We start from the raw sequence: 22,319 nt of genomic DNA on the forward strand, positions 1-22,319 counted from the left end.
ACGGCACCGCACCGGACATACCGACCGTGGAGGACGTATGACCACCCTTGCCGATCCCGTCCCCGGCGGGCGTCCCGGAGAGGTCGAGCGGGCCACCGCGCTCGGCGCCGAGCTGTCGCTGGGCGGCGTGCACGGGATCGTCCTGGCCTACGTCGACACGGCGGGCGTCGGCCGGGTGAAGACGATCCCCACGGCCGCCCTGGCCTCGGCGGCGGCCTGGGGCGTCGGAATGTCGCCGGTGTTCGACACGTTCCTGGCGAACGACCACATCGTGGCGACCGAGGTACTCGGCTCCCCGGACGGCGACCTGCGCCTGTACCCGGACCTGGACCGGCTCGTCGCCCTGGCGGGGCAGCCCGGCTGGGCCTGGGCCCCCGTCGACCGCCTCAGCCAGGAGGGCGAACGGCACCCCGGCTGCTCCCGCACCTTTCTGCGCCGTGTCGTCGCGGACGCGGCCCGCGAGCACGGTCTCGCCTTCAAGGCGGGCATCGAGATCGAGTGGTCGGTCGGCCTGGACTCGGCTCCACCGGGTGAGTTCGTGCCGGCGGCCACGGGACCGGCGTACGGCGCGACCCGCCAGGTCGAGTTGAGCGACTACACCGCCGACCTGCTGGCCGCGTGCGCGGCGCAGGGCGTGGACGTCGACCAGGTCCATCCCGAGTACGCGCCCGGCCAGTTCGAGATCTCCGTCGGCGCGCTCGACCCGGTGGCGGCCGCCGACCGCAGCGTCCTCGTCCGCCAGACGATCCGCGCGCTGGCCCGGCGCCACGGCCTGCGGGTGTCCTTCTCTCCCGCCGTCGGCGCGGAAGGGGTCGGCAACGGCGGGCACGTCCACCTCTCCGCCTGGCGGGACGGCACGAACCTGCACGCGGGCGGCGAGCGGCGGTACGGCATGACGGCCGACGCGGAGGCGTTCACGGCCGGTGTGCTGGCCCGTCTCCCCGCCCTGACGGCGGTGACCGCGCCGAGCCCGGCGAGCTATCTGCGCCTCAAGCCGTCCCAGTGGGCCGGGGTGTTCACCGCCTGGGGCCTGGAGACCCGCGAGTGCGCGGTACGCCTGGTGCGCGGTACGGCCGGCCGGCGCGCCGAACAGGCGAATATGGAGGTCAAGCCGGTCGACCTGGCCGCGAACCCGTACCTCGCCCTCGGCTGCCTGATCGCCGCCGGGCTGGACGGGCTCGCGTCGGGCGCCGTCCTGCCCGAGGAGACGGACGGGGATCCGGCGCGGCTCGGTGCCGAGGAGGCCGCCGCCCGGGGCGTGCGCCGGCTGCCGACCTCGCTCGCCGGGGCCCTCTCCGAGTTCCGCGCGGACGCGGTGCTGCGGGCCGCCCTCGGCCCGGTCCTCGCCGACGCGGTGAGCGCCGTACGGCAGGGCGAGATCGACGCCGTCGACGGGCTCGACGACGAGCGGGTGGCCGCGGCCTACCGCTGGAAGTACTGAGATGGCCGGCGGAACGGTTCACGAGGCCCTCGCCGAGCTGGAGTTGGTGGACCACCACTGCCACGGCGTCGCCACCGACCCCTTGGACGGACCGGACTTCGAGGCGCTGCTCACCGAGGGCGACCGGTGGCCCGGCTTCTCCGCCTTCGACACTCCCGCCGGCGTGGCCGTACGCCGCCACTGCGCTCCGCTGCTCGACCTGGAGCGGCACGCTCCGGCCGACGTCTACCTGGCCCGGCGCGCCGAACTGGGCCCGCGGGAGGTGAACCGGCGCTTCCTCGGCGCCGCCCGGACCGGCGTGTTCTGCGTCGACACCGGGTTCGCCCCGCACCGCGTCACCACGCCCGCCGAGCTGGCCGGGGCCGCCGGACCGGCGGTGGCCCACGAGGTCGTCCGGCTGGAGTCCGTCGCGGAGGCCGTGGCCAGGCGGGGTGTCGAGGCCGACGGGTACGCCGACGCGTTCCGGGCGGCCGCCCTGGACGCGGTACGGCGGCCGGGGGTGGTGGCGGTCAAGTCGGTGGCCGCGTACCGGACCGGCTTCGACCTCGATCCGGCCCGCCCCCCGGACGCCGACGTCACCCGGGCCGCCCGGCGCTGGCTGGCGCGCGGCGGACGGCTGGCGGACCCGGTGCTGGTCCGGCACCTGCTGTGGACGGCCGTCGACCTGGGGCTCCCCCTCCAGCTGCACACCGGCTTCGGCGACAACGACATCCGGCTGCACCGGGTGGATCCGAGCCTTCTCACGGACTGGCTGCACCTGACGGCGGGCACGATCCCGGTGCTGCTTCTGCACTGCTGGCCCTACCAGCGGCAGGCCGCCTATCTGGCCGCCGTGTTCGAGGAGGTGTACCTGGACGTGGGGCTCACCCTGCATCACGTGGGTCCCCCGCGAGCGCGGGCGGTCCTGGAGGAAGCGCTGGAGATCACACCGTTCCGCAAACTGCTGTACAGCTCCGACGCCTATGGTGTTGCGGAGTTCTACCGGCTCGGCGCGCTGGCGTTCCGCCGGGGCCTGGGGGATCTGCTCCAGGACCGGGTGGACGCCGACGAACTGAGCCTGCCCGACGCGCTGCGCCTGGCACGCTGGGCCGGAGCGGACAACGCCCGCCGGGTCTACCGGCTTCCCGACGGACACTGAAAGTATGATCAAGCAATGTCTGACTTGACCGAAACCACGCCGGGTTGGCTGAGCTCCGACGAGCTCGAGATGGCCCGCGCCCGTATGCCGATCCTCTACGTCGAGGCGGTGCCCGTGCGCGTCGACGACAGCGGCGAAGTCACCAGCGTCGGCCTCCTGCTGCGGATCGGACCGGACGGCAATGTCAGCCGGAACCTGGTCTCCGGCCGGGTCCTGCACCACGAGCGCGTCCGGGACGCCCTGCTGCGCCACCTGGAGAAGGACCTCGGCCCGGTGGCACTGCCCCGGGTGCCGACCTCGCTCCAGCCGTTCACGGTGGCCGAGTACTTCCCCACGCAGGGCGTCACCCCGTACCACGACCCCCGTCAGCACGCGGTGTCGCTGGCCTACATCGTGCCGGTGACCGGCGACTGCCGTCCCCGGCAGGACGCGCTGGACCTGCTGTGGTTCAGTCCGCAGGAGGCCGCGTCGCTCGCCGTGCAGAGCGAGATGCCGGGCGGGCACGGATTCCTGCTGCGGCAGGCCCTGGCCCACGTCGGCCTCTCGGCCTCCTGAGCGTGATACCCGCGCCGGCCGGCCGTCGCGCCCTGGTCGGCGCCGCTCGCGGCCGTCCCTGCACACTCGTGGTGTGCAGGGGCTGCTGCTGCGGCGACGCCCGCAAGCACCCCGGCTACGACCACGACTGGCAGCTGGAGCGGCTGCGGACGGCCGCCGCCGACTCCGCAGGCGCCTTCGAGGTCCGGACCACGGACTGCCTCGGCCCCTGCGACCAGGCGAACGTGATCGTCGTCCAGCCCTCGGCCGGCGGACGCCGGGCGGGCGGCCGGGCCACCTGGGTCGGCTTCGCCATGGACGACGACTGTACGGACGAGATCCTGGCGTGGGCGGCGGCGGGCGGCCCGGGGGTCGCGGCACCGCCGGTCACCCTGGAGCTTCAGTTCATCAGCCCACCGCGGGCGGGACGGGTGCGCGGCCGCCGGTGACCACCGAGCCAACGGCCGTCACGGGCAAGGTGGTTGGGGCTCGCTGATGGCGTAGGTTGGCCCGATGGGGGCGACAGCACAGCGGCAGGACGCGGAACACAAGGTCGGCAAGGGCGGGGCGGCCCGCTCGTCGGTGCTGATGGCGCTGGGCACGATCGTGTCCCGGGCGACCGGGCTGATCCGCCAGGTACTCCAGGCCGCCGCCCTGGGCACCGGTCTGCTGGCCAGTACGTACAACACCGCGAACACCGTGCCGACCAGCCTCTACACCCTGCTGATCGGCGGCGCGCTGAACGCGGTGCTGGTCCCGCAGCTGGTGCGGGCACGGGCCACGCACCAGGACGGCGGGCGGGCCTACGAGCAGCGGCTCGTCACCCTGGTCGTGTCCGTCCTCGCCGTGGGGACGGCGCTGGCGGTGTGGGCTGCCCCGCAGATCGTCTCGGTGTACCTCCGCGACACCCCGGACAACCACGAGGCGTACCGGCTCACCGTGGTCTTCGCCCGGTTCCTGCTCCCGCAGATCTTCTTCTACGGCCTGTTCAACATCTACGGCCAAGTCCTCAACGCCCGCGAGCGGTTCGGCGCGATGATGTGGACGCCTGTCCTCAACAACATCGTGCTGCTGGGCATGTTCGGCGCCTACCTCGGCCTCATGACCGTGCCCACGCGGGTGGCGGACATCACCGACGCCCAGGTTCGGCTGCTGGGCCTCGGGACGACGGCCGGCATCGCGGTGCAGGCCCTCGCGCTGGTCCCGTTCGCCCGGGCCGCCGGGTTCCGCCTGCGGCCGCGCTTCGACTGGCGTGGTTCGGGCCTGGGTTCCGGTGTGCACGCCGCCAAGTGGACGCTGTTGCTCGTCCTGACGAACCTCGTCTCGCTGACGGTGGTGACCAACTACGCCAACCTGGTGGACCAGAGGCTGCCGAAGGCCGGCGCGGGCTACACGGCGTACATGTACGCGCAGACCATCTGGATGCTGCCGCAGTCGGTGGTCACCGTCTCCCTGGTGACCGCGCTGCTGCCGCGCATGAGCCGCGCCGTGGCCCAGGGGAGGATCGCGGACGTGCGCGCGGACCTGTCGCGCGGGCTGCGGGTGAGCGGGGTGGTCGTCGTCCCGGCCGCGTTCCTGTTCCTGGCCCTCGGTCCGCGGATCGCCACCCTGCTGTTCGCGCACGGCGCGGCCGACGCGGCCTCCGCGCAGCCGCTCGGGCACATGCTCCAGGCGTTCGGTCTCGGCCTGATCCCGTTCTCCGCGCAGTACCTCCTCCTGCGTGGCTTCTACGCCTTCGAGGACACCCGCACGCCGTTCTTCATGGCGGTGTGGATCGCGGCGGTGAACATCGCCCTGGCGACCGCCTGCCATCTGCTGCTGCCCGACCGGTGGGCGGTGACCGGCATGGCCGGGGCCTACGGCCTGTCCTATCTGGCGGGGCTGGCCCTCACCGCCCGGCGGCTGCGCGGCCGGACCGGCGGCCGCCTGGACGACGGCGCGCTGCGGCGCACGTACACGAAACTGCTGGGCGCGGCGGGCCTCGCCGCCGGCGCCGGCTGGGCGGCCGACGCCGGGTGCGCGGCCCGGCTGGGCGGTGGCACGCTGCCGACCGCGACCGCCCTCGCGGCCGGCTCCCTCACCCTCGTCCTGGTCTATCTCGGTCTGGCCCGGCTGACGAAGGTCGATGAACTGCGCGGGCCACGGGGGCTGCGGCGGCCGTAGGGCCGACCGTCTCGGTGAGCCGGCCGGCCAGGGTGGCGCGGGCGCGGGCCACGCGCGAGCGGACGGTGCCGACCGGGCAGTCGCTCACCTCGGCGGCCTCCGCGTAGGGCAGTCCCAGCAACTGGGTCAGCACGAACGCCTCCCGCCGGTCGTCGGGCAGCGCGGCCAGCAGATCCAGCAGGACGACCCCGTCGTCGAAGCCGGGCAGCCCGCGCGGCTGGGCCAGCTCGACGGCCCGCTGCCAGTCGGCCTCGTCCGACAGTCGCGGGCGGACGGCGGCGGACCGGAAGCTGTCCATCACCGCCCGGCGCGCGATGGACAGCAGCCATGTCCGGGCCGAGGAACGCCCCTCGAACAGGTGCAGAGCGCCCAGCGCTCTCAGGAAGGTGTCCTGGGCCAGATCGTCCGCGGCCTGCGGATCGGCGCTCAGGTGGGCCACGTACCGCACCACGTCAGGGTGCAGGGCGCGGACGAACCCCTCGACGGCGGCCACGTCCCCGCCCCGCGCGGCCAGCGCCAGCGCGGTCGTCGACTCGTCGGCCGGTGCCGCCTCGCCGGCGCGTTCGGCGCGCCCCGCGCCGCGTGGGGTGCGGTGCTTGTCGGCCTTGGCGGTCTCATGGAGCCTGCGGTGCTTGTCGGCCTTGCCGTGCCCTGCGGTCATGGCGCCCGATCCTGGCAGCGGGGCCGCGCGCGGTACTCGGAGTTGGGTGAATCCACAGGTTGTCCGGCCGACTCACAGCGGGGAAAGGCCGGCGCACGTCACTGGAAGGCGGCGCGTGGAAACGACGAAGGCCGCTTCCACATCTGCGTGGAAACGACCTTCCGACCTGCGGTGAAGCTGGTCGGGACGACAGGATTTGAACCTGCGACCCCTTGACCCCCAGTCAAGTGCGCTACCAAGCTGCGCCACGTCCCGTTGCCCGTCTGACCTGGGGTTTCCCCTGGCCGAACACGCATGGAAACCATACCGCACTCGGGTCGATGGTCGCGCACCCGTTTCCCGCGCCCCGGCCGCCGGACACCGTCAGTCCCCCTGCGCCGACCCCAGTTCCGGGTACTCCTCCAGCAGTCGCGTCGGGGCGGCCTGGCGCCATGAGTCGGCGAGGATGTCACGTAGCTCGTCCTCGTCCTCCAGGGCGGCGAGGCGGGCCCGCACCCAGGCGAACTGGGCCTCGTGGTCGGCGATCCAGAACTTCCCGGGTTCGGCGAGCACCAGTTCGTCGCGCTCCTCCTTGGGGCAGCGCACGGCGAGGGAGGTCTCCTCCTCGGGCAGGGTGGCGAACATCTTCCCCGCGACCCGGAAGGTGGGCATGTTCCAGGAGATCTTCTCCGTGGTGTCCGGCAGGGACAGGGCGATACGGCGTACGTCTTCGGCGTCCGGCATGTTCCGCACCGTAACCCCTGCCACTGACAGTCACCCGACGGCGATGTGTTTGTAGTACAGGGTGGTCGCACGGAGGATCCCGGCCGGGCTCGCCGCGTAGTCGGGGATCACCCCGGCCCTGGTCCACCCGGCGCCGCGGTAGAGGTGCTCGGCGGGGCTGTCGGTCTCGGTGTCCAGGTGGAGCAGGGTGACGCCGATCGCTGCGGCGGTCTTCTCGGCGGCGGTCAGGAGGGCGCGGCCGAGTCCCTTACCGCGGACGTCCCGGTGGACCATCAGCTTGACGAGCTCGGCGCGATGGCGGCTGTTTGGCTTGTCGGGGAAGGCCAGGCCGACGGTGCCGACGACACGGCCCCCTTCCTGGGCCGCCCAGACCGCGAGCCGCCCGGCGGCCACCCCCGCCGCCCGTTCCCTCCACCAGGCGGCGGCCTGCGTCCGGTCCAGCGGGGCGAGGAAGCCGAGTGAGGCGCCGCCGTCGACGGCGTCGACCAGCAGGTCGGCCAACTCCGCCGCGTGCTCATGCAGTTGGGGGGCGTCGAGTCGGGTCACGGTCACGGCAGCACCACCGCCAGCACGTAGCGCGCCTCCGCGTCGCCCGCGCACCGGAACCGGGTCGGCCCCCACACCCGCAGGCGCAGACAGTCCCCGGCGCCGAGGTGATGCCCGGTGTCGTCGGCCGTCACGTCGAGGGCGCCCTCCAGCACCCAGATGTGCTGTTCCAGGCCCGCCACGGGCGGCCGGTCGTAGGCGATGTCCGCGCCCACGGCGAGTCGCCCCTCGACCAGTTCGCCGCGCAGCGCGGGGTGCGGCGGCGACACGGAGCGTCGGACGAATCCGGCGGCCCGGTCCTCCCAGACGGACTGCTCGTCGGCGCGCACCAGCGGCGCGGGCTCCGCCTCCACCTCGCTGAGCAGCCGGGACATGGTCCGCCCGTAGACGTGGCAGAGCCGGTTGAGCTGCGAGGCGGTCGGACTGACCTCCGCCCGCTCGGCCCGCGACAGGGTGGACCGGCTCACTCCGCTGCGCTCCGCCAACTCGCCGAGCGACCAACCGCGTTCGGCCCGCAACTCGGCCAGTCGCCCGGCGATCCGTACATCGACGGGGTCCGGTGAACCGGCTGTCTCCGCCCCGCCCGCCTCGTGTCTCATATCAGGGAATCTATCCCGGACATGAGACGACAGCGTTTCGGGCGGCTCACACCCTGGCGGCTCACGCCCCCGGACGGCTCACACCCTGGCGGCCTCGCCGAGCGCCTCCAGCACGGGCCGGATCAGCGGATGCTCCTCCGCTCCCCGGCGGACGGCCGCGAAGACCCTTCGGGTCGGCGCCACCCCGTCGACCGGCCGGACCACCACACCCGTGAGATCCATGCCGCGCAGCGCCGAACGCGGGACGAGCGCCACGCCCGCGTCGGCCGAGGCCAGGGCGACGACGGCGCGGAAGTCGTCCGAGGAGTGCTCAAGGCGGGGCTGGAAGCCCGCGCTCTCGCAGGCCAGGACGACCACGTCATGGCAGGGGTTGCCCGGGTAGGGGCCGATCCAGGGGTCCTTGGCCAGCTCGGCGAGCGGTACCTCCGGTGCGTCGGCCAGGCGGTGGGTGACCGGGACGACCGCGTCGAAGGGCTCGGCGTAGAGCGGGACGTGCGCGAGCCTCGGGTCGTCGGCGGCCGGGGCCCCGCGGTACTCGACGGCCACGGCGACATCCACCTGCCGGTCGAGCACCATGGGCAGGCTGGCGTCGCCCTCGGCGTCCTGGACGCGGATCCGGATGCCGGGGGCGGTGCCGGCGAGCCGGGCCACCGCGGGCGCCACGACCAGGGCGATGCCCGTCGCGAAGGCGGCCACCGTGACCGTGCCGGCCGCTCCGGAACTGTAGGCGGCCAGTTCCGCCTCGGCCCGCTCCAGCTGGGCCAGGACGGCGTTGGTGTGGCCGAGCAGGATCTCACCGGCCGGGGTGAGCCGTACGCCCTTGGCGCTCCGTTCCACCAGCCGGTGGCCGGTCTCCTGCTCCAGTGCCGTCAGCTGCTGGGACACGGCGGACGGGGTGAGGTACAGCGCGGCGGCAGCCGCGGTCACCGTGCGGTGGTCGGCCACCGCACGAAGGATGTGGAGCCGCCGCGCTTCGATCATGGATCGATTATCGCAATATGTCCGGGCCGCTCGAACCGTGTCCGGCTCGCACGCCCCGGGCCCGGATCCGGCTCAGACCGCTTCCAGCTCGGCGCGCGCCGCGATGAACGCGTCGACCGCGCGGTCGACGTCGTCCGTGGAGTGCGCGGCGGAGAGCTGGACGCGGATGCGGGCCCGGTCCTGCGGAACGACCGGGTAGGAGAAGCCGATCACGTACACCCCGCGCTCCAGCAGCAGTTCGGCCATCCGGCCCGCCTTCGCCGCGTCGCCGATCATCACCGGCGCGATGGCGTGGTCGCCGGGCAGGACGTCGAAGCCCGCGTCCGTCATCCGGCGGCGGAACAGGGCGGTGTTCTCGGCCAGCCGCACGCGCAGGTCGTCGGCCGACTCCAGCAGGTCGAGGACCTTCAGCGAAGCGGCGGCGATGACCGGGGCGAGGGTGTTGGAGAAGAGGTACGGGCGCGAGCGCTGACGGAGCAGGGCGACGATCTCCGCCCGGGCGGCCACATAGCCGCCGGACGCGCCGCCCAGCGCCTTGCCCAGGGTGCCGGTGATGATGTCGACACGGTCCATCACTCCGTGCAGTTCCGGGGTGCCGCGGCCGCCGGGGCCGACGAAGCCGACCGCGTGCGAGTCGTCGACCATGACCATGGCGTCGTAGCGCTCGGCGAGGTCGCAGATCTCGGCGAGGGGGGCGACATAGCCGTCCATGGAGAAGACGCCGTCGGTGACGACCAGCCGGCGACGCGCGTCGGACGCGTCCTTCAACTGCCGCTCCAGATCCGCCAGATCACGGTTGGCGTAGCGGAACCGGCGCGCCTTGGACAGCCGGATGCCGTCGATGATCGAGGCATGGTTGAGAGCGTCGGAGATCACCGCGTCCTCGGGGCCGAGCAGCGTCTCGAAGACGCCCCCGTTGGCGTCGAAGCAGGAGGAGTACAGGATCGTGTCCTCCTGGCCGAGGAAGGCCGAAAGCCGCGCCTCCAGCTCCTTGTGCACCTCCTGCGTCCCGCAGATGAAGCGCACCGACGCCATGCCGTAACCCCAGCGGTCGAGGGCCTCGTGGGCGGCGGCGACGACCTCGGGGTGGTCGGCGAGACCGAGGTAGTTGTTGGCGCAGAAGTTGAGGACCTCGCCGGGCCGGCCGCCCGCGGTGACGGCGACCCTCGCGGACTGCGGGCTGCCGATGACGCGCTCGGGCTTGTGCAGACCGGCGGCACGGATCTCGTCGAGGGTGTCGCGCAGGTCGTCGCGCACGGAGTCGAACATGGAAAAGCTCCTAGGAAGTGCGGATGGCTTACGCGGTCCAGTCGAGGATGACCTTGCCGCCGCGGCCGCTCGCCGCGTCGGCGAAGGCCGCCTCGAAGTCGCGGTGACCGTATCGGCCGGTGATCACGGGGGCGAGGTCGAGGCCGCCCTCCAGCAGCACCGACATCGCGTACCAGGTCTCGAACATCTCACGGCCGTAGATGCCCTTGATCGTGATCATCGAGGTGACGATCCGGGACCAGTCGACGGGGAACTCCTCGGCGGGCAGCCCCAGCATCGCGATCCGGCCGCCGTGCGTCATGTTGGCGATCATGTCGCGCATCGCCGCGGGCCGGCCGGACATCTCCAGCCCGATGTCGAAGCCCTCACGCAGCCCCAGCTCACGCTGCCCGTCGGCGACGGACGTCCGCGACACGTTCAGCGCGAGGCTCGCGCCGATCTTGCGCGCCAGCTCGAGCCGCTCCTCGCTGACATCGGTGACGACGACGTTGCGGGCACCCGCGTGCCGGGCGACGGCGGCGGCCATCAGCCCGATCGGCCCGGCACCGGTGATCAGGACGTCCTCGCCGACGAGCGGGAAGGACAGCGCGGTGTGGACGGCGTTGCCGAACGGGTCGAAGATCGCCGCCACGTCGAGGTCCACCGGCACCCGGTGCACCCATACGTTGGACGCGGGCAGGGCGACGTACTCCGCGAAGGCGCCGTCCCGGCCGACGCCGAGCCCGACGGTGGCCCGGCACAGATGACGGCGACCGGCGAGACAGTTGCGGCACTTGCCGCAGACGAGGTGCCCCTCGCCGCTGACCCGGTCCCCGATCTGGATGTCGGCGACGTCACGACCGGTCTCGACGACCTCGCCGACGAACTCGTGCCCGAGCACGAGCGGGGTGCTGATCGTCTGCCGCGCCCAGCCGTCCCAGGACCGGATGTGCAGATCGGTGCCGCAGATTCCGGTGCGCAGAACCCTGATCAGCACATCGCCGGGCCCGACGGCCGGCTCGGGGACGTCCGCGAGCCACAGCCCGGGCTCCGCCTTCTCCTTGACCAGCGCCTTCACGCTACGGCTCCTGTGGTGAGGGCCCGGGCGAGCAGCCCGAAGGGCCCCGCGTCCGGGAAGACATGTGGATTCGCCCAGCAATCTGCCGCACTTCGCCCGGCCGGGTCCATCGAGCTTTTCTTAAGCGCCGCCACAGCTCTGCTTCACACGGGTGGCCCCGCCCGTCCGCACCGGCTTCCCGCACCCCACGGTGGGGCGTGTCACCCTGGACCGCAACCCTCGCAAGGCCGGCCGACTGACGTGGAGCCCTTGATGACCACAGCACGAGACCTGATGCTCATCGCGATGGACGTGACGCCGGTGCGCCCCGTCGGGCAGGGCGATCTGTCGCTCGCCCTCGCGGGCGCCGAGGTGATCGATCTCGTCGGGAGCGGGGCGGTCACCCTCGACGGTGAGCGGCTGGTGCCCGGCCCGCCGTCCGCCCCGGGAGATCCCCTTCTGGCCGAGGCCGCGTCGTCGCTCGTGCGGGTGGCGCCGTACGAGTCGGTCGAGGACTGGCTGTGGCGCCGCGGGCAGGGCCTGGCCGCCGCCTACGCCGCCCGGCTGGAGGCGGACGGCCTGGTCGGCCGGCCACGCCACCGCCGGCTGCCCTTCCGGTCCGGTGGGACGGAACCGCTCGACTCACCGGCCCGTCGCCGGGCCACCGAGCGCTGGGAGGCGGACGAGCCGGTCCTCGCCGTACTGGGCGCCGCCGTCGGCCTCCGCGAGGAGCCGGCCGACGGCTTCCCCGATCTCCCCGGCGACGCGGCCGGGACGGCCCTGGCGGCGGTCGGCGACGCGGTGGCGGAACTCGAGGCGGTACGACAGCGGCGGTCCGTCGAGAACGCGGCCTTCGACAACATCTGGCGGGCCCCCTGACGGGCGTGATCCGCACTCAGGGCACGGGGAACCCGTCCGCCTCGCGCCGTTGCAGCCGGTCGGCGAGTTCGGCGGCCGTCGACTTGATCGTCTCCAGGCCGGCCCTGCCCCAGGGCCGGGGCGTGAGGTCGGCGACGCACACCGTGCCCAGCACCATGCCGCTCGTGTCGATGAGCGGGGCGCCCAGGTAGGAGCGGATGCCGTACTCGTCGACGACCGGGTTGCCCGCGAAGCGCGGGTAGTCGCCCACGTCCTCCAGGACCAGCGCCTTGCGCCGTACGACGACGTGCGGGCAGTAGCCGTAGTCGCGGGGCAGTCGGCGGCCGACCTCGGGTTTGCCGCCGCGGGCGGCCCGGCCACCCCGCGGAGTGTGCAGCCCTGCGAAGAACTGCCGTTCCTCGTCGAGGAAGTTGACCATGGCGTACGGCGCTCCGGCCACCTCGGCGAGGCGGTCCGCGAAGGCGTCCAGCGCGGGCTCCGGCTGCTCCCCCAGGCCGAGTCGGCGCAGCCTCCGGGCGCGGGCGGGAGCGTCCCGGTCCTCCGGAGTGAGCAGCAGACGTCCGGCCGGACGCGGCGGGTCGTAGCTCATGGCCGGGCTCCGTCGCTGTGGACGTACGTCATGTGCGGCTCCGGGGCGTTGGGGGCGGGGGTCACATGTGGGCGCCGCGGCTCGGCTGGGGTGCGGCCGGCGCGTGGGCGATGAGGTGTTTGACGAGGGTGAGCAGGGTCTGAACCCCGGAGGCGGAGATACGGGCGTCGCAGCGCACGACGGGGACGTCCGGGGCGAGGTCGATGGCGGCGCGTACCTCCTCGGGGTTGTAGCGGTGGGAGCCGTCGAACTCGTTGACGGCGATGATGAAGGCGAGTCCGCGTTCCTCGAAGAAGTCGACGGCCGCGAAGCACTCCTCGAGGCGTCGGGTGTCGGCGAGGATGACCGCGCCGAGGGCGCCCTCGGAGAGCTCGTCCCACATGAACCAGAACCGCTCCTGGCCCGGCGTGCCGAACAGGTAGAGGACGTGACTCGGGTCGAGGGTGATGCGGCCGAAGTCCATGGCGACGGTCGTCTCGACCTTGTTCTCGATGCCGTCGAGGTTGTCGGTCGCGGCGCTGACCGTGGTGAGCAGCTCCTCCGTGCTCAGCGGCGCGATCTCGCTCACGGCGCCGACGAAGGTCGTCTTGCCGACCCCGAAGCCGCCCGCTACCAGGATCTTCAGAGCTGTGGGAAAGGGATCGGAGCCGCCGCCGTCATGGGCGCCGTGCTCGCCGTGCTCGTCGTACGCGTCGTACTCAGAGCTGTCGTCGTAGTCCATCGAGCACTGCCTCCAGAAGGGCCCGGTCGGTGGGGATGTGGTGGTACTCGGGGGGCTTGGTGGTCAGCGCCCCGCAGTCGAGAAGGTCCGACAGCAGCACCTTGGTGACCGCCGCCGGCAGCTTCAGATGGGCCGCGATCTCGGCCACCGACACGGGTGCGCTGGTCAGGTGGAGCGCGGTCGCGTGTTCGGGGCCGAGGTAACCCAGTGGGGTCGCCCCGGTGGCTCTCACCTGCGACATCAGATCGAGGGCGACGCTGGGCCTGGTCCGGCCGTTGCTGACCGTGAACGGGCGCACCAGCCGCCCGGCCGCGTCGTCGAGCCAGGGCCCGTCGCCGGCCGCCGCCACGCTCAAGGCCCCATCACCGACGGTTCGACGGCGTGCTGCCGGGGCGCGGTCATGAGATACGGCCGGACGCTCTTGACGAGCATCGCCATCTCGTAACCGAGCACGGCCGCGTCGGCCTCACGCCCGGCGAGCACCGCGAGGCACGCGCCCGAGCCTGCGGTGGTGACGAACAGCAGCGTCGAGTCGAGTTCGACGACGACCTGCCGCACGTCCCCGCCGTCGCCGAACCGGACGCCGGCGCTGCGCCCCAGGGAGTACAGCCCGGAGGCGAGGGCGGCCATGTGGTCGGCGCTGTCGGGGTCGAGGCCGTGGACCGACTTCACGAGGCCGTCGCTGGAGAGCAGCACCGCGCTCATGGTGTGCGGTACGCGCTGCACGAGGCCGCTCATCAGCCAGTCGAGATCGGATACATGGACGGTCGGCGCATCGCTCGCCATGGTGGATCGACTCCTTGGGGTACGAAGGTCTGCGGGAGCGCCGGGGGTGGGGGTGGGGGTGGGGGTGGGGGTGCCAGTGCTCATCCGGCTGGTGCGCTCCCGTCGTGCCGGGCGGTGGATCGGTCGGGGCCGGGCGGGTCCAGCGCCTCGCGCGCGCCGTACGCCTCGGGCGGCGTGGCGTTGTGCGCGGGGCGCGCCTGCGGTATGCGGGACGGATGCGACGGTCGTACGTCGGTGGAGAGCGGCCTCGGCGGCAGTGGACGGACCCCTTCCGGCCCCTCGCCGGAGATGTCGCCGACGACGGCACCGTGCCCGTCCGGTCCCTGGTCCTGGTCCTGGTCCGACGCCGGGAGGGCGGCCGGGCCGAGCCGGGCGTCGAGGGGGGCGGCCGACGGCTGCGACGGGGCCTGGTCCAGGCCGTCCGCCTCCAGGCTCTGCTGGGCCTCGGCCAGGCCGATGCCCCGCTGGAAGGCCGCCATCAGACCGGGGTCGTGGCCGACGGGCTGCTCGGTGTCCTGGCGCGGGGCCGGGCCGCCGCGCAACTGGGGCACGATGTGCTCCTGGGCGCGGCGGCGGGGCAGTTGGGGCTTGCCCATGGTGCCGCGCACCGTGCCGACGCGTGGGGTGGGTGCGATGCCCGCGTTCCCGTCGACGACGGACCGGTCGCCACGCCGGATGCCAGGCACGGCCTCGGCCGGATTGGGCCGTTCCGCGCGGGCCCCGCGAACGGGCAGCGGCTCCGGCGCACCCACCCGCGGCACGGCCGCCCCGACGGACCCCGCCGTCCCGGCAACCGCCTCGGACCCGAGGTGCGGAGGTACCGGTACGCCCGGCCGCGGCGAGGCCGGCTCGACGCGTTCCGCCGACCCCGCGGCGGGAGCGGACCCGGGGTGCGGGGATGCGGGGGCGGTCGTCCGCCGCGCCATCGGCTCGACGGGTCCCGCCGGTCCCCCGGCGGCAGCCGACCCGAGGTCCAGGGGCGCCGGTGCGCCCGGCCGCAGCGCTGTCCGCTCGACGGGCCCCGTCGGCGCCGTGGGCCCCGCGACGCGGTCGGAGCCGGGGTGCGGGGGCGCGGCCGGGCGGAAGGCGTCCGAGCTTCCCGGGTCGCCCTGCGGATGCGGGAGGACCCGGGGCATGCCCGAGCCGGGCATGCCCTGCGCCGAAGACGGGGACGGGGACGGGGACTGGGACTGGAACGATGTCCGACCCGCGCCGGAGACGTCCCGCGCTTCGGGCGAGCCGGTCGAGGGACCGGGGCGCGCGGTGCCCCGCATCCGTAGCGGATCGAACGACCGACCCGCGCCGTCGGTGTCCCGCACCCCGCCGAACGACCGACCCGCGCCGTCGGTGTCCCGCGCCGGGGACGGAGCCGGAGGACGGCCCGTACGCGCCGCGTCCAGCGGGTGCGTGGAGCCCGGTGTCCGGCCCGCGTCTGCGGTCCTCAGCGGGTCGGGCGGCTGTGCGGGACCGGGCGCCGGGCCCGCCCCGGGTTGCGCGGCGAGTGGCAGGGGTGGCCGTCCCGGTTGGGCGGGGGCGGGAGGCGTGGCGGGCACGAGGGGCAGGCCGGCGCCGTTCGTCTCCGGTCCCCGCGGCTCCGCTCCGAGGATGCCCGGCGCGGAGCCCAGCAGCGCCTGCGGCACGACGAGGACGGCCTGGACACCGCCGTAGATGTTGCCCTGGAGGCGGACCCGGATGCCGTGCCGTCGGGCGAGCTGGGAGACGACGAACAGCCCGATGCGGCCGTCGGCGAGGAGACGGCCGACGTTGACCTGGTCGGGGTCGGCGAGCAGGGCGTTCATCCTGCTCTGCTCCTCGACGGGCATACCGAGACCACGGTCCTCGACCTCGACGGCGAGCCCGGAGGTGACGAGGTTGGCGCGCAGCAGCACCTGGGTGTGCGGGGCGGAGAACACCGTGGCGTTCTCGACGAGTTCGGCGAGCAGATGGATGACGTCGGCGACCGCGTGCCCGCGCAGTTCGCCGTCGATGGGCGGGACGAGTTTGACCCGCGAGTACTGCTCCACCTCGGCGATCGCGGAGCGCAGCACCTCGGTCATGGAGACCGGGTTGCTCCACTGCCGCCGGGAGACGGCCCCGCCGAGGACGGCGAGGTTCTCGGCGTGGCGGCGGATGCGGGTGGCGAGGTGGTCGACGTGGAAGAGGCCCTTGAGCAGGTCGGGGTCCTCGATCGCGTTCTCGAGCTCGTCGAGGATGGAGATCTCGCGGTGCACCAGGGACTGAAGGCGCCGCGCGAGGTTGACGAAGACCTCCAGTTTCTGTTCGCTGCCCGCCTGGCTGGAGAGCTGAGCGGCCTGCACGACGGCGGTGACGGCCCCGTCGTGGGCCCGCGCCAGGTCGGCGGCGAGCAGCTCGAAGTCGTCGGCGTCGCCGGGCGGGCCGCCGCGCGGCGTGCGCTGGGGCGGGACCTCGCCACGGCGCAGCGCCTCGATGACGGTGCGCAGCTCGGCCTCGCCGCGTGCGCTGCCGCGGCGCAGCGCCGCCACGCGGTCGCCGACGGAGCGGGCGGCGCGGTCCGCGGCCACGGCGGCGATCACGATGCCGAGGCCGGTCACCGCGACGGCGCCGGCGAGGACCGCCCACAGGGTCGCGCCGGGCCGGACGCCGGTGGAGCGCACGGTGAACAGGACGACCGCGCAGGCGCTGAGGGCGACCGCCGTCGGTGGGAGCACGGCGAGCCTCAGCAACTGGGGCCGTATGTGTGTCTCGGCCGACGCCGGTGCGGGGCGGGCTACCGGCCGCCCGTGCCGCCCGCCCTCACGGCGGTCTGCGCGTGCGGCGGGTGCGCGGAGGTGAGACATCGGTGTCCTCGTACTGGTCCGTCGAGTTTGGCTGTCGGTCGGGAGAGCCGAAGAATTCGGCCCGGTGTCGCCCGACGGCCACTCACAGTAGTCGGCAACGCATCAGGTGCGGTGGGCAGTTGACAAAGTCCCCCGGCGTGCGTCCCGCTCTGGTATGACGCTTCGCACGGCAGACCGATATACCCACACCGTCCAGGAGGCAACACAGAAAGTTCTCGATCAGACCTGTTCAGAGGCGCTCCGGAAACGACCGTGCGGGTCGGGGAGTTCTTCGCTCCCCGACCCGCACGGTCGAACATTTCCGCCCCCCGGTCAGCCCGCCGGGATCGCCTCCGGCGCTTCTCCGCCCTCGACGACACCCTTCGCACCGTCACCCTCGGTATCGGCTTTGGCCTTGGTTACCGTCTCGATCAGGGGCCTCCAGCCGGCGGCCGGGGCGAGTGCGACCTCGCGCCACCACGGCTCCCCCGGGAAGGTCTCGGCGGTGGGCTCGAAGGGCTCGCCGGGACGGGGCAGGGCGGCGCGTGCCCCGGCCGCCCGCGCGGCGGCCAGCGTGCCCTCCCCGGGGTCGGTCCACGCGTGCGTGGCGAGGTTGAAGGTGGCCCAGTGGATGGGCAGCATCACTCCGCCCGGGCCGCCCTGGAGATCCAGGTGGGCGCGCATGCCCTCCTCCGGGGTCATGTGGATGTCGGGCCAGAAGTCCGAGTAGGCCCCGATCTGGATCATGGTCGCGTCGAACGGGCCGTGCGCGGCGCCGATGTCCTTGAAACCGTCGAAGTAGCCGGTGTCGCCGCTGTGGTAGATCCGGTGCTCCTCGCCCGCGACCACCCACGAGGCCCACAGGGTGTGCTGGGTGTTGCGCAGGCCGCGGCCGCAGAAGTGGCGGGCCGGGGTCGCGGTCAGGGTGAGTCCGCCGACCTTCGTCGCCTCGTGCCAGTCCAATTCGCGCACCCGGTCGGCGGACACGCCCCAGTGCTCGAGGTGGGCGCCGACGCCGAGCGGCACGGCGAACAGGGTGTCCGTGTCCGCCAGCGCCCTGATCGTGGGCAGGTCCAGGTGGTCGTAGTGGTCGTGGGAGATCACGACCACGTCGACCGGGCCCAGCGTGGCCAGCGGCAGCGGGACCGGGTGCAGCCGCTTGGGTCCCGCGAAGGGGAACGGGGAGCAGCGCTCGCCCCAGACGGGGTCGAACAGGACGCGCTGCCCGTCGATCTCCGCGAGAACGCTGGAGTGCCCCATCCAGGTCAGCCGCAGCCCCGTGGCCGGCGGCTCGGCGAGGTCGGCGAGGGTGGTCGGGTGCACCGGTACCGTGCCCGCGGGAGCGCGGCGGGGACGCTGGTCCTTGTCGAAGAAGACCTTGGCGAACTCGAGCATCGAGCCCGAGGGCCGGGTGCTCGCCAGGCCGCCGGGGTTCTGGAAGACCCCGTCCTTGAAGTGGGGCGATCTGCGGATGCGCGCCAGGCGCTCACCGCTCGGATCCGCGCCGAAGGCCGCGGGCTGTAGAGCGCGGAGCCCGGAGCTCAGGGAACGGAAACCGGACACGGTACCTCCAGGGGAGTCGCTGAGGCGTTCCATTATGGCCGCCCGCTCCGACAACGCCGAGGTCACCCCGGTCATTCCACCGCGGCGTGCTTTGACACGGCGTCCCCGCGTTCCGATACTGACCCACTGTTCAGTACCAGCCGCTTCAGCCGTACCGGCCCGCCGGTCGAGGAGTCCGTATGACCGCCCCCCACCTGTCGCTCACCTGGACCGATCACGTCACCGGGCGCCAGGGCCATCTGGTCGTCGACGGGCTCGTGCGCGGCGTGTGCAGCGGCGGACTGCGGATGCGGGCGGGCTGCACCCTGGAGGAGGTGACCGGGCTCGCCCGCGGCATGAGCCTCAAGGAGGCGCTGCACTACGACCCCGAGGCCCGCTACGTCCCGCTGGGCGGAGCCAAGGGGGGCATCGACTGCGATCCGCGGGACCCGGAGGCGTACGGCGTGCTGGTGCGGTACCTGCGGGCCGTACGGCCGTACGTGGAGAGCTGCTGGACCACCGGCGAGGACCTGGGACTGTCCCAGGACCTGGTGGACCGGGCGGCCGCCGAAGTCGGGCTGGTGTCGTCCGTGCAGGCGGTCTACCCGCTCCTGGAGGACGAGTCCGCCGCCCGCGAGCGGCTCGCGGCCGCCTTCGCCGTCGAGGTGGACGGCATCGGTCTGGACGAGCTGGTCGGCGGCTGCGGGGTCGCCGAGTCCGTGCTGACCGCCCTGGACCGGGCCGGGGTGGCGTACACCGGGACGCGGGTCGCCCTCCAGGGGTTCGGCACCATGGGCGGGGCCACCGCGCGGTTCCTCACGCGCGCGGGGCTGACGGTCGTGGCCGTCGCCGACGTCAAGGGCACGATCGCCTGCCCGGCCGGGCTCGACGTGGAGGCGCTGCTGGCCGCGCGCGACGCCCACGGCACCGTGGACCGCGCGGTACTGCGCCCCGGGGACCTCGAGTTGCCGGGCGACGCCTGGCTGTCGGCGGAGGCGGAGGTGCTGGTGCCTGCCGCCGTGTCGTACGCCGTCGGGGTCGAGGAGCAGGCGAAGATCGGCGCCCGGTGGATCGCCGAGGCGGCCAACATGCCCGTCCTGCCGGAGGCGGAGGAACTGCTGCACGCGCGCGGGGTGAGCGTGCTGCCGGACGTCGTCGTCAACTCCGGGACCAACGCCTGGTGGTGGTGGACCCTGTTCGGCGACATCGGCGCGGACCCGGAGGAGGCCTTCGCGTACACGCGCCGCTCGATGCGCGCTCTGGTGGAACTGGTACTGGCCCGCGCCGAGGCGGACGGGACGACACCGCGGGCCGCCGCGCACACCATCGCCGCGGGACGGCTGCCGGTGATCGCGGAACGCTTCGGCCGCCACCGGCCCGTTCAATGAGCGTCCGCGCCCATGGGCCGGTCCGGCGGCCCTCACGCCGACGGATTAGGGTGACGGCGTGGCGAGGGTCCGGTTGAGTGTGGCCGAGCGGCGCGAGGAACTGCTGCGGGCGGCCATCGAGCAGATCGAGGCGCGGGGCGTGGCGGCGGTCAGGATCGCCGACGTGGCCGCGGCCCTCGGTGTGAGCAACGCGCTGGTGCTCTACCACTTCTCGACGAAGGAGAAGCTCGTCGCCGACGCGTTCGCCTACGCGGCCGAGGGCGACCTGGCACGACTGCGCAAGGTGACCGGCCGCCGTACCACGGCACTGCGCCGGCTGCGGTCGGCGGTGCGCTGGTACGCGCCCACCGGCCAGGCCAAGGGCTGGCGGCTGTGGATCGAGGGCTGGGCGGTGTCCCTGCGCGAGCCCGCGCTGCGGGAGGTCGCGCGCGATCTCGACAAGGAGTGGAAGGCCGCGCTCACCGAGGTCATCGCGGAGGGCGTGGCCGGGGGCGAGTTCTCCTGCCCCGACCCGGCCGGCGCGGCCCTGCGCCTGACGGCCCTGCTCGACGGACTCGCCGTGCAGCTGACGTCCTACGCGGGCACGGTGTCCCGGACCCGGGCCCAGGAGTGGGTCGACGAGGCGCTGGCCCGGGAACTCGGGCTGAGCCCCGAGACGTTGAGCGCCCAGAAGCGCTGAGAGACCGGCCGCCGCGCGAACCCGGAGCAGGCCCAGGGGGCTTGAACGGCATGCGGGGAACGGTCCTCGGAGGTGCCGAGGCGGAGCCAGGCGCGGGTGCGGTCGTCCCGGCCTCCGCGTCCGGCCCCGCCCGGGCGCCCCATGCGATCACCTCACTGGTGGAGCGGCCGGCCGCACCCCGTCCGCGGCCGGCCACCGGTGCACACGGTCGGCGGCTCAGGCCACGGCCGCGATCCGCATCCTGATGTCGTCCGGCGACAGCGTGCCCTTGGCGGTCACGTGGTCGCCGGAGGACTCCCCGCGCAGCCGGCGTCCGATCCACGGCACCAGGTACTCGCGCGCCCAGTGGACGTCGTCGCGCCGCACGTCCAGCGTGCCGCGCGGCGGGAGCGGCGGCCAGGGCTGCTCCGGGTCGGCCGGTACCTCGAGGCCGAGGACCTGTCCGGCGCGCAGTGCCACGCGCGTGTGCCCCTCCGGGGAGAGGTGCAGCCGGTCGCCGTCCCAGGCCCTGCGGTCCTGCACGGACTTCAGGGACCACAGGTCGAGCACCGGGCAGCCGTACCGGTCGGCGACGGCGCGCACGTGTCCGTTGTAGGTGGCGATCTTGCCGCGCAGGTGCTTGAGCACGGGGATGCCACGGGTGTCGAAGCCGGTCGTCACCATGACGGTGCCGGCTACGGCGGTCAGGGCCGAGATCGCGCGCTCGAAACGCTCGGCGACCTCGTCCGGGTCGGTTCCGGGACGGAGGATGTCGTTGCCGCCCGCACAGAAGGAGACCAGGTCCGGGGCGAGTTCGACCGCCCTGGCGAGCTGGTCATCCATGATCTGGTCGAGGAGCTTTCCGCGGACCGCGAGGTTGGTGTAGTTGAAGTCGCCCTCGGGCTGCCGGTCCGCGAGGAGTACCGCGAACCGGTCCGCCCAGCCGACCAACGCCCCATCGGGGCCGGGGTCGCCGACGCCCTCGGTGAAGCTGTCCCCCACCGCCACGTACGACCCGATCACTGATCTGATGTCACTCTTCGAATCGTCTGCCACAGCAGTTCATCATTCACCTTCGAATGTGACCTACGCGATCGTAGGAAGGGGTTGACGGGCGGTGAGATAAGACACCCTTAAAGAATTTGCCAATCAGGGAATAAGGGACCACGCCCGGAAGTCGTTGATCCGGAAATGACTCCAGGTGGTGCGGAAGGCGAAGTGCCCGCCCGTGTAGGGCTCCGGATCGGTGTGGTCGAAGACGAGCCTGCCGTTGTTCCACCAGCGGACGGTGGAACCGTCCGAGACGATACGGACGTGGTTCGGCTGGTTGGCGACCAGCAGCGGCTCGGTGTAGTCGTAGATGAGGGGGCGCACCCCCGCCTCGCCGACGTAGCGGCGCAGCCGGGTCGTGGTGTTGGTGTTGGCGCCGTAGCCGACGTAGTACGTCTTGAGGTAGTCGTACTCGGCGAGGGCGCCGCCGCGCGGGGTGGCGAAGAGGTTCTCCGGGGAGCGGACGTCGACCGCGTTCCAGAAGTTGTTGAGGTCGGAGACGCGGTCGTTCACCCCGCCCGCGGAGACGGGCGTGGCGACGTACTCGAGGACGTACGGTCCGTGCAGCGGCCGCTTGAACCAGATCGTCGCCCCGGCGGGCACGTCGACCTCCAGGGTTCCGCGGGAGGCGGTGACCGTTCCGCCCTTCTCCAGTTCGACGGCCCACTGGCGCAGGCCGTGGCGGAAGTCGTCGTGGGCGAGCGGGCGCCGGTGGCGGGGCCGGGCGCTCGCGGTGGTCGCGGGGGCCAGGGCGGTCAGGGCGGCGCCGGCGGCGAGGGCTCCGAATGCCCTGCGGGTGGTCGTCATGTCGGTCGGC

The 22,319-nt window shown here is 73.3% G+C and carries 22 protein-coding genes, 1 tRNA gene and 1 pseudogene; 8 read left to right on the forward strand and 16 right to left on the reverse strand.

The window, feature by feature from the left end; genetic code table 11:
• The first annotated feature begins 37 nt into the window (after positions 1 to 37).
• The 5 genes from ACIPFH_RS15685 to murJ all read left to right on the forward strand — a co-directional run bounded on the left by ACIPFH_RS15685 (position 38) and on the right by murJ (position 5,276).
• A complete protein-coding gene (locus tag ACIPFH_RS15685; protein ID WP_401826753.1) occupies positions 38 to 1,441 on the forward strand; it encodes a glutamine synthetase in 1,404 nt (467 codons plus the stop codon).
• Between the two features lies 1 nt (position 1,442).
• Positions 1,443 to 2,579, forward strand: coding sequence for an amidohydrolase family protein (locus tag ACIPFH_RS15690; RefSeq protein WP_401826756.1), 1,137 nt, complete (start codon positions 1,443 to 1,445; stop codon positions 2,577 to 2,579).
• A gap of 15 nt (positions 2,580 to 2,594) precedes the next feature.
• A complete protein-coding gene (locus ACIPFH_RS15695) occupies positions 2,595 to 3,134 on the forward strand; it encodes an NUDIX hydrolase family protein (protein ID WP_355702381.1) in 540 nt (179 codons plus the stop codon).
• A 2-nt stretch (positions 3,135 to 3,136) separates the two neighbouring features.
• The gene (locus ACIPFH_RS15700; RefSeq protein WP_359127165.1) at positions 3,137 to 3,562 is read left to right on the forward strand and encodes a (2Fe-2S) ferredoxin domain-containing protein; all 426 of its coding nucleotides are present in this window, start codon (positions 3,137 to 3,139) and stop codon (positions 3,560 to 3,562) included.
• A 64-nt stretch (positions 3,563 to 3,626) separates the two neighbouring features.
• The gene (gene murJ, locus ACIPFH_RS15705; protein ID WP_401826758.1) at positions 3,627 to 5,276 is read left to right on the forward strand and encodes a murein biosynthesis integral membrane protein MurJ; all 1,650 of its coding nucleotides are present in this window, start codon (positions 3,627 to 3,629) and stop codon (positions 5,274 to 5,276) included.
• Here the strand turns inward: murJ and ACIPFH_RS15710 are convergent.
• From ACIPFH_RS15710 to tdh, 8 genes are all read right to left on the reverse strand, one after another.
• A complete protein-coding gene (locus ACIPFH_RS15710; RefSeq protein WP_401826760.1) occupies positions 5,191 to 5,937 on the reverse strand; it encodes a sigma-70 family RNA polymerase sigma factor in 747 nt (248 codons plus the stop codon). The two genes, murJ and ACIPFH_RS15710, sit on opposite strands and share 86 nt — an antisense overlap.
• Before the next feature lie 178 nt (positions 5,938 to 6,115).
• Positions 6,116 to 6,192, reverse strand: a tRNA-Pro gene (locus ACIPFH_RS15715).
• 108 nt (positions 6,193 to 6,300) lie between these two features.
• Positions 6,301 to 6,660, reverse strand: coding sequence for an MmcQ/YjbR family DNA-binding protein (locus ACIPFH_RS15720; RefSeq protein ID WP_401826762.1), 360 nt, complete (start codon positions 6,658 to 6,660; stop codon positions 6,301 to 6,303).
• A 30-nt stretch (positions 6,661 to 6,690) separates the two neighbouring features.
• Positions 6,691 to 7,212 carry a GNAT family N-acetyltransferase gene (locus ACIPFH_RS15725; RefSeq protein WP_401826763.1) on the reverse strand — a complete coding sequence of 174 codons (522 nt, stop codon included), beginning with the start codon at positions 7,210 to 7,212 and terminating at the stop codon, positions 6,691 to 6,693.
• The gene (locus tag ACIPFH_RS15730; RefSeq protein ID WP_401826765.1) at positions 7,209 to 7,805 is read right to left on the reverse strand and encodes a helix-turn-helix domain-containing protein; all 597 of its coding nucleotides are present in this window, start codon (positions 7,803 to 7,805) and stop codon (positions 7,209 to 7,211) included. Before ACIPFH_RS15730 ends, ACIPFH_RS15725 begins: the two co-directional genes overlap by 4 nt.
• 78 nt (positions 7,806 to 7,883) lie before the next feature.
• Complete coding sequence (locus ACIPFH_RS15735) at positions 7,884 to 8,786, reverse strand: LysR family transcriptional regulator (protein ID WP_401826767.1); 903 nt, start codon at positions 8,784 to 8,786, stop codon at positions 7,884 to 7,886.
• A gap of 72 nt (positions 8,787 to 8,858) precedes the next feature.
• The gene (locus ACIPFH_RS15740; protein WP_356263290.1) at positions 8,859 to 10,055 is read right to left on the reverse strand and encodes a glycine C-acetyltransferase; all 1,197 of its coding nucleotides are present in this window, start codon (positions 10,053 to 10,055) and stop codon (positions 8,859 to 8,861) included.
• A 28-nt stretch (positions 10,056 to 10,083) separates the two neighbouring features.
• The gene (gene tdh / locus ACIPFH_RS15745; protein ID WP_401826770.1) at positions 10,084 to 11,112 is read right to left on the reverse strand and encodes an L-threonine 3-dehydrogenase; all 1,029 of its coding nucleotides are present in this window, start codon (positions 11,110 to 11,112) and stop codon (positions 10,084 to 10,086) included.
• Between the two features lie 252 nt (positions 11,113 to 11,364).
• Here tdh and ACIPFH_RS15750 point away from each other — a divergent pair, with 252 nt between their 5' ends.
• The gene (locus tag ACIPFH_RS15750; protein ID WP_401826772.1) at positions 11,365 to 11,970 is read left to right on the forward strand and encodes a GPP34 family phosphoprotein; all 606 of its coding nucleotides are present in this window, start codon (positions 11,365 to 11,367) and stop codon (positions 11,968 to 11,970) included.
• A gap of 16 nt (positions 11,971 to 11,986) precedes the next feature.
• Here ACIPFH_RS15750 and ACIPFH_RS15755 read toward each other — a convergent pair whose 3' ends face one another.
• The 6 genes and pseudogenes from ACIPFH_RS15755 to ACIPFH_RS15780 form a co-directional block, all read right to left on the reverse strand.
• Positions 11,987 to 12,559 carry a GAF domain-containing protein gene (locus tag ACIPFH_RS15755; protein ID WP_401826774.1) on the reverse strand — a complete coding sequence of 191 codons (573 nt, stop codon included), beginning with the start codon at positions 12,557 to 12,559 and terminating at the stop codon, positions 11,987 to 11,989.
• A gap of 61 nt (positions 12,560 to 12,620) precedes the next feature.
• Positions 12,621 to 13,280 carry a GTP-binding protein gene (locus ACIPFH_RS15760; protein WP_401826776.1) on the reverse strand — a complete coding sequence of 220 codons (660 nt, stop codon included), beginning with the start codon at positions 13,278 to 13,280 and terminating at the stop codon, positions 12,621 to 12,623.
• Entirely contained in the window at positions 13,258 to 13,629 is a 372-nt protein-coding gene (locus ACIPFH_RS15765) for a DUF742 domain-containing protein (RefSeq protein ID WP_356263308.1), read from the reverse strand. The genes ACIPFH_RS15760 and ACIPFH_RS15765 overlap by 23 nt, the downstream gene beginning before the upstream one ends.
• Positions 13,630 to 13,631: 2 nt before the next feature.
• Complete coding sequence (locus ACIPFH_RS15770) at positions 13,632 to 14,066, reverse strand: roadblock/LC7 domain-containing protein (protein WP_356263305.1); 435 nt, start codon at positions 14,064 to 14,066, stop codon at positions 13,632 to 13,634.
• Positions 14,067 to 15,436: 1,370 nt separating this feature from the next.
• Positions 15,437 to 16,885: pseudogene (locus tag ACIPFH_RS15775) on the reverse strand (sensor histidine kinase); the annotation flags it as partial.
• 312 nt (positions 16,886 to 17,197) lie between these two features.
• Positions 17,198 to 18,427, reverse strand: a complete 1,230-nt coding sequence (locus tag ACIPFH_RS15780; RefSeq protein ID WP_401826778.1) for an MBL fold metallo-hydrolase — start codon at positions 18,425 to 18,427, stop codon at positions 17,198 to 17,200.
• A 179-nt stretch (positions 18,428 to 18,606) separates the two neighbouring features.
• Between ACIPFH_RS15780 and ACIPFH_RS15785 the strand changes: the two genes are divergently transcribed.
• The gene (locus ACIPFH_RS15785) at positions 18,607 to 19,794 is read left to right on the forward strand and encodes a Glu/Leu/Phe/Val dehydrogenase dimerization domain-containing protein (RefSeq protein ID WP_401826780.1); all 1,188 of its coding nucleotides are present in this window, start codon (positions 18,607 to 18,609) and stop codon (positions 19,792 to 19,794) included.
• A gap of 58 nt (positions 19,795 to 19,852) precedes the next feature.
• Positions 19,853 to 20,473, forward strand: coding sequence for a TetR family transcriptional regulator C-terminal domain-containing protein (locus ACIPFH_RS15790; protein WP_359130015.1), 621 nt, complete (start codon positions 19,853 to 19,855; stop codon positions 20,471 to 20,473).
• Positions 20,474 to 20,689: 216 nt separating this feature from the next.
• Here the strand turns inward: ACIPFH_RS15790 and ACIPFH_RS15795 are convergent, their stop codons facing one another.
• Both ACIPFH_RS15795 and ACIPFH_RS15800 read right to left on the reverse strand, forming a co-directional pair.
• On the reverse strand, positions 20,690 to 21,475 hold the full coding sequence (locus ACIPFH_RS15795; protein WP_401826914.1) for an SGNH/GDSL hydrolase family protein: 786 nt from the start codon (positions 21,473 to 21,475) through the stop codon (positions 20,690 to 20,692).
• A gap of 126 nt (positions 21,476 to 21,601) precedes the next feature.
• The gene (locus tag ACIPFH_RS15800; protein WP_401826782.1) at positions 21,602 to 22,309 is read right to left on the reverse strand and encodes a DUF6250 domain-containing protein; all 708 of its coding nucleotides are present in this window, start codon (positions 22,307 to 22,309) and stop codon (positions 21,602 to 21,604) included.
• Between the last annotated feature and the right edge of the window lie 10 nt (positions 22,310 to 22,319).

Origin of the sequence: Streptomyces sp. NPDC088157, from assembly GCF_044741545.1 — a bacterium.
Lineage (GTDB): Bacteria > Actinomycetota > Actinomycetes > Streptomycetales > Streptomycetaceae > Streptomyces.